The sequence below is a fragment of the Lysinibacillus sphaericus genome (assembly GCF_015844675.1).
Taxonomy (GTDB): Bacteria; Bacillota; Bacilli; order Bacillales_A; family Planococcaceae; genus Lysinibacillus; species Lysinibacillus sphaericus_E.
Genome location: NZ_LDGC01000087.1, coordinates 78,724 through 85,276, shown reverse-complemented (window position 1 = coordinate 85,276; position 6,553 = coordinate 78,724). Strand labels below are relative to the sequence as shown.

At 37.0% G+C, this 6,553-nt stretch carries 8 protein-coding genes; 6 read left to right on the top strand and 2 right to left on the bottom strand.

Annotated features, from left to right (window positions below):
* Positions 1-261: 261 nt before the first annotated feature.
* The gene (locus ABE34_RS21095) at positions 262-1,485 is read left to right on the top strand and encodes an IS110 family transposase (RefSeq protein ID WP_197144405.1); all 1,224 of its coding nucleotides are present in this window, start codon (positions 262-264) and stop codon (positions 1,483-1,485) included.
* 177 nt (positions 1,486-1,662) lie between these two features.
* Here the strand turns inward: ABE34_RS21095 and ABE34_RS21090 are convergent, their stop codons facing one another.
* Positions 1,663-2,106 carry a hypothetical protein gene (locus ABE34_RS21090; RefSeq protein ID WP_197144404.1) on the bottom strand — a complete coding sequence of 148 codons (444 nt, stop codon included), beginning with the start codon at positions 2,104-2,106 and terminating at the stop codon, positions 1,663-1,665.
* A gap of 277 nt (positions 2,107-2,383) precedes the next feature.
* Here ABE34_RS21090 and ABE34_RS21085 point away from each other — a divergent pair, with 277 nt between their 5' ends.
* Positions 2,384-2,614: an acyl-phosphate glycerol 3-phosphate acyltransferase gene (locus ABE34_RS21085; protein WP_197144403.1), complete on the top strand. Its 231-nt coding sequence runs from the start codon at positions 2,384-2,386 to the stop codon at positions 2,612-2,614.
* 26 nt (positions 2,615-2,640) lie between these two features.
* Here ABE34_RS21085 and ABE34_RS21080 read toward each other — a convergent pair whose 3' ends face one another.
* Positions 2,641-3,084, bottom strand: coding sequence for a hypothetical protein (locus ABE34_RS21080; RefSeq protein ID WP_197144402.1), 444 nt, complete (start codon positions 3,082-3,084; stop codon positions 2,641-2,643).
* 233 nt (positions 3,085-3,317) lie between these two features.
* Between ABE34_RS21080 and cdaS the strand changes: the two genes are divergently transcribed.
* From cdaS to ABE34_RS21060, 4 genes are all read left to right on the top strand, one after another.
* A complete protein-coding gene (gene cdaS / locus ABE34_RS21075; protein WP_197144401.1) occupies positions 3,318-3,938 on the top strand; it encodes a sporulation-specific diadenylate cyclase CdaS in 621 nt (206 codons plus the stop codon).
* 99 nt (positions 3,939-4,037) lie between these two features.
* Complete coding sequence (locus tag ABE34_RS21070; protein ID WP_197144400.1) at positions 4,038-4,481, top strand: MarR family winged helix-turn-helix transcriptional regulator; 444 nt, start codon at positions 4,038-4,040, stop codon at positions 4,479-4,481.
* A 53-nt stretch (positions 4,482-4,534) separates the two neighbouring features.
* Positions 4,535-5,476: a ring-cleaving dioxygenase gene (locus ABE34_RS21065; protein WP_197144399.1), complete on the top strand. Its 942-nt coding sequence runs from the start codon at positions 4,535-4,537 to the stop codon at positions 5,474-5,476.
* A gap of 14 nt (positions 5,477-5,490) precedes the next feature.
* Positions 5,491-6,546: an LLM class flavin-dependent oxidoreductase gene (locus tag ABE34_RS21060; protein WP_197144398.1), complete on the top strand. Its 1,056-nt coding sequence runs from the start codon at positions 5,491-5,493 to the stop codon at positions 6,544-6,546.
* The last annotated feature ends 7 nt before the right edge of the window (positions 6,547-6,553 follow it).

Here is a 6,553-nt window from a genome sequence, read left to right as displayed (position 1 = left end):
CCGTTAGCCATCCATGTAGCGCAAAAACCAGCGCTACACCACAGAAGATGAAAATGTACTCAGAACGGGTATTGTATACTACGGCTGGGAGAGGAAGGTCGATAAACTATGGTGCCTTGAGCCCTTCCGTTAGTCTGACTCCAACGACCACGGTGTATCACTGACTGTCGCTCCCTCACGGGAAGCACTCATGGGAGATTCATCCTACTCAGGTTGCTGCACCAGCCTCTAATTTGATTGGCCGTAGAAAGGATGTTTCTAATGGAAGTCATCATTGAACGTGCATGTGGTATGGATATTCATAAGGATTCGATTACCGCATGTATTATGACACCAGAAGGCAAAATGATTCAAAGTTTTTCTACTAAAACGGTTTTTTTATTGCAATTAATCGATTGGATTAAAGAACACGGTTGTACTCACGTAGCTATGGAAAGTACAGGTGTATTTTGGAAGCCTATTGTAAACATACTAGAGGCTGAGAATATCGAATTTTTAGTTGTGAATGCCCAACATATCAAAGCGGTTCCCGGTCGTAAGACTGATGTTAAAGATGCGGAATGGATCGCCAAGTTACTTCGTCATGGATTACTAAAAGCTAGTTTCATTCCAAATCGCACCCAACGTGAATTACGAGAATTAGTTCGGTATCGTCGGAGTATGATTGAAGAACGTGCGAGACAACATAACCGCATTCAAAAGGTACTCGAAGGTGCGAATATTAAACTTGGTTCTGTTGTATCAGATGTGATGGGAGTTTCTTCTCTTGATATGCTTCGTGCCATTGCCGAAGGTGAAAATGATCCAGAAAAGTTGGCTGGTTTCGCTAGACGTTCAATGAAAAAGAAAAAAGCAGAACTTGAACTCGCACTTCGTGGCTATATCCAACCACATCAACGACTAATGATTAAAACCATTCTTACTCATATTGATTTTCTGACTGTACAAATTGAATTGTTAAATCAAGAAGTAGCTTGCCGACTTTCTACACACCAAGAAGATATCGAAAGATTGGATTCTATTCCAGGGATCGCCACTCGAATGGCGGAACAAATCCTAGCTGAAATCGGAACTGATGTAAAACAGCAATTTCCAAGTGCAGCACATCTCTGTTCTTGGGCAGGACTAGTACCTGGACACAATGAAAGTGCAGGAAAAAGGAAATCCTCTACTATGAAAAAAGGCAATAAATACTTGAAATCGGCTCTAATCGAAGCAGCTCATTCGGTCAGAGGATCTAAAACCTATCTAGGCGCATTATATAGACGGACTGCAACTCGAAAGGGTAAAAAACGAGCTGGAATATCCGTTGCTCATGCCATCTTACGTATTGCTTATTACCTTTTAACGCGGAAAGAAATGTATGTAGACTTGGGCGAAGACTACTTTGATAAACAAAAAGAACAATCTATTATTCGATATTCTGTTCGAAGACTTGAAAGTTTGGGTTACAATGTGACCATCACTGAACTTGGTGCTTCCTAATACAATCTAAAACCAGATCTCTATTTAGGCGCTACCATTTTTTTGAATATAAAGGTCGCGTTTATTTGAGCATGGACTTTTTAGTGCCAGAGATTTTATTTTCATGGGAGTACAATAATAGTTAAAAAAAGAGCGTTAATCCGTCTTAGATCAACGCCCTCATTAATTGAAACACTACTACCAAAAATAATCGATATGTTTCACTTGTATCGGATAAAAAATTAATGCTGCTTGTTCCAAATTTGTTTCTTCTTCAAACTCAAATTCCTTAACTTGCCCATTAATAAATTTCAACTTAAATGAGCCATTTCCAATTGCATTTATTACTACTTCAGATAACTGTTCCAAAGTAACAATAAAGGAGCCTCTTTTTGCTAAAAAATGCTCACGTTCTGTAATTTTATCTAATTTAAGTTCTTTTTTTCGAACTCTTGGGGTAATCCAAATAAACTTTACCAAATGAAACAATGTTTCAATTATTAATGACTTCGAATATAACTGTTTCGCCCCGAATAATTGTCCACCAATTTTTCCAAACCATAGTTCATCTTCTTTTACGTACACTTTATAATACTGATTTCTTGTTACAATATTTTGCTCAATCACATAAAAAGATTGCATTTAAATACTCCATTTAATCTAAATTTCCGCTTAGCCTCTAATATTATTATTATTTGTTAGCCTTATTATACTATCCTGCTTACGTTAGTTGAATAGCACCAATCTTTTCGAAAACAGCCTATTTTTATAGTTAACTTACATTGTCTCAACCTATCAATTGAAAAAAGACCATATACAAAGCAGTGAAAAATATATATGAAAATTTAGAATATTGAAGAAAAAATAATGCGGTAAGTAGAAGAGTTTCGTATAATTGACTAAAGGGGAGTGGTTTAATATGAATCAACAAAAAATGCCACCAGCACTATTGCGTTTAATTGTTATTTTTCCAAATGTGCTGAGCTATTTATTATTATTTGGACTTATCTTTTTTGTAATCTCTAATTATGAAACGCTAAAAGCTACGGACAACTTAAATGTTTGGCTTATATTTATTTTTGTGCTTGCGCCGGCTGCTGCCTATACGACATTTAGCATTATTAAGAAAATTCGTGCTGGACAAATGTAAGGTAAAAGAGTGTATTCATTAATAAGCTAATGGATACACTTTTTGGACTTTTTAGTTCTTAATAATATAACACCAATTACAAATAAAATAACAACTGATATGAAGTAAATGTTAAAAAATACATTCATTATGTGAAAAGGGGCTTTATGAACAAAAACAGCTTTCACCCAGTGACGATCTTCTTTTACTGCAATTGCGGTGGAAGTGGATACCCCTTTTACTTCATAATAATGTGTCCCTTTTGGGTAATAGTTTGAGGCATTTCCGTAATAATTTCCTGTCATATCATTTTGTTTGGTCTTTACTTTCCCTATAATTTTACCGATTTTATTATCTTCAATTAATTCTTCTCTTTTAACTTCATAAACGTTTCCTTTCCAAACGACAAATGGGTAAGCCCAAGATAGTGCTTGCACAGAGGGGGAAATCATAAGTAAAAGTAAAAACGACAACAACGTAATTCGTTCCAAAAAGCACCTCCAATAAGTAATCATTCTATTTTAATTATAAAATAAAAAAATGGAAATATTGAATAGATTTGAAAAATGTTTGAAAAGTAAAGCAAATTACAAGATTCCTCATTCTATTTTCGGAAACAATTATTTTAGAAAGATTGACATAATGCCATCCAAGACGAATAAAATAATTCCATCTAGAGAAACTAAAAAAATACATAAAAAATTTGAAAAGCGGGGTGTTATTTGTGGATCCAACTAATTGCGATATGTCTCCAATGAAACAAACTTTAAAGGAAGAGCTTCTGCATGTGATTCATTCATTACAGCAAAGTGTAGAAGCGATGGATACTGATACAAATTGTCTTCTTGGGAACTTTGAAAAAATTAAAGAAAAATTTGTAGCAATTGAAATGAAAGCTGCAACATTTTATTTAAATTGCTATCTTTCTCCGTTTACTGAAAAGTATCCTGAGCTGTCACATTGCGTACAAAATATGTCAAAAAGGAGACATGGTGGACTAATTGTCATTGAACGGGAGGATTCTTTAGCAACCCTAATCCGACCGGGTATTCATATTGGCGCAGAAGTAACGCATTCCCTAATAGAATCAATTTTTTTTCCTGGAAATCCACTGCATGATGGCGCAGTTTTAATAAGCCAAAATCTAATTAATTCAGCAGCAAATGTTTTGCCACTTTCAGACAGACATACGGGGGAAAAGAAATTAGGCACTAGACATCGAGCAGCATTAGGGTTAAGTGAAGTAAGTGATGCGCTTGTTATGGTAGTGTCTGAAGAAACAGGGAGAATTTCTTTTGCCTTTAAAGGAAACTTATATCCGATTACGACGCATGGCATTATATAGTGTGAAGCTTCACACTATATAATATCTTGAATTCGAGATATTTTTCTTGCTTATTTATCATTTGCGTTGTAAAGTGATAAATAAGAGGAGGAGGAAGCGATGCGAAAACACACGCTCGGATCACTGACATGGATTCGGATGATGCGCTTTACCAATCAAAGCAACCAGCTTTCCAATGAGTTTTTAAAGCGGTTTGACTTAACGACTGCACAGTTCGATGTCCTAATACAAATAAAGACATTTGCACCGTTAACGCAATCACAGTTAGCAGAGAAAGTGACAGTGACGCAGGGTGGTATGTCTCGGATGCTTGCTCGTCTTGAAAAAGATGGACTTATTGAACGCAAGCAAAATTGGAAGACCAAAACAATTTCGCTGACAGCTAAAGGTGAGCAGATGATCGATGAGGCAACACCAAGTCAGCTACAATTTCAATCTTCATTTTTTGAAGAAGTATTAACAGAAGAAGAAATGAAAAATTTAAATAGATTAATGTCAAAATTAGAGAAGCATAGTCGTGAAAAAAAATTACCCCCAGCGTGATTTTTTTTGCAACATCACTTGCTTAGTCAAGTGAAAATGAGGAGGAAACATTCATGAACAAATTAAGTGGACATCATCATATATCAATGTTAACTAAAAACGGCAAACGTAATAATGATTTTTATACAAAAATTCTCGGCTTACGTCGTGTGAAAAAAACAGTTAACCAAGATTCGCCTTCTATGTACCATTTATTTTATGGAGACTTAACAGGAGCTCCAGGTACAGAATTAACATTTTTTGAAATGCCCGTAGCAGGGCGGACAGTTCGAGGAACAAATGCCATTACACGTATTGGACTACTAGTGCCAAGCTATGACAGTTTGCAATATTGGAAAGATCGTTTTCAAGAATTAAAAGTTGAACATAGTGAAATAACAACTTACGCAGGTAAAGATGCATTATTTTTTGAGGATCATGAAGGATTACGAATGGTACTTTTAAATAATCATGGTCTCGAAACACCTACGCATTGGCAACCATGGGACGGCTCTGATATCCCGGCGGAACATCTTATTTTAGGAATGGGTACAGTCGAAATGACAGTTCGTTACTTGCAACGGACAGTAAGCTTATTAAAAGAGCTATTTAATTATACAGCTGTTATAGAAAGTGAAAAAGAGGCAATATTGCAATCTATTCCTGGAGAAGTACTTGGCGAAATCGTCGTTAAAGAATTGGAAGGGCCAAGTGAGAAACCTGGTCGTGGTAGTATTCATCATCTTGCACTACGTGTTGGAACTGTGGAGGAATTGCAAGAATGGGATGCCAAAATTAAGGAGTGGGGTTTTGATAGTACTGGCATTGTGGACCGTTATTATTTCCAAAGTCTTTATTTTAGAGACCGTAATGGAATTTTATTTGAAATGGCGACAGATGGGCCAGGGTTTACAGTTGATTCGGCAGTAGAGGATCTTGGAAAGGAACTTGATCTCCCGCCATTTTTAGAAGAAAGACGTGCAGAAATCGAAGCTAATTTAGAACCACTAGATTAAGGAGAGGTTTAATCATGGAAAAATACCGCATTGATCAATCGAAAGGCATCGAATTTGGCCTCTATTCATTAGGGGATCATATTCCAAATCCATTAACAGGCGAACGTATTTCAGCTCAGCAACGAATCCAAGAGTTAGTTGAAGCAAGTCAGCTTGCAGAACAAGCAGGTATTGATGTATTTGGTGTGGGCGAAAGCCATCAATCGTACTTTACTACACAGGCACACACGGTTGTTTTAGGAGCGATTGCACAAGCTACATCAAAAATTAAATTAGCAAGCTCCGCTACGGTACTAAGTGTCTCTGACCCAGTGCGCTTATATGAAGATTTTGCGACGATTGATTTACTTTCAGATGGCCGTGCAGAAATAGTCGCAGGGCGTGGTTCTCGAGTTGGTGCATATGATTTACTAGGCGTTGATTTAAAGGATTATGAAGAAATTTTTGAAGAAAAATTAGAGCTACTGAAAAAAATAAATGACAATAAGCTTGTCACTTGGGAAGGGCAATTCCGTGCGCCACTTCACAATGCGCAAATTTTGCCACAACCTAAAAATGGCTCGTTGCCAATTTGGCGTGCTGTCGGCGGTCCTCCTGCTAGTGCTATTAAAGCAGGCTATATGGGCATTCCAATGATGTTAACAACATTAGGTGGTCCCGCTGTGAACTTTAAGCCATCAGTAGATGCCTACAGAGAAGCAGCAGAGCGAAGTGGCTTTGAGCCGAAAGAGTTACCGATTGCTACAACAAGCCTATTTTATGTTGCTGATACGACGAAGGAGGCTCTACAAGGGATGTATCCACATTTAAATGGTGGATTCCAAGCAATTCGTGGCGCGGGTTATCCAAAGCAACAATTTGCACAAGCGCCAGATACACGAGATGCCTTAATGGTCGGAAGTAAGGAGCAGATTATTGAAAAATTACTATATCAATACGAGCTCTATGGCATGCAACGGTTTATGGCACAAATTGATTTTGGCGGTGTGCCATTCGATAAATTAATGAAAAATATTGAAATTATAGGGAACGATATTTTACCTGCGATTAAAAAATATACAGTAAAATAAGGAGTGT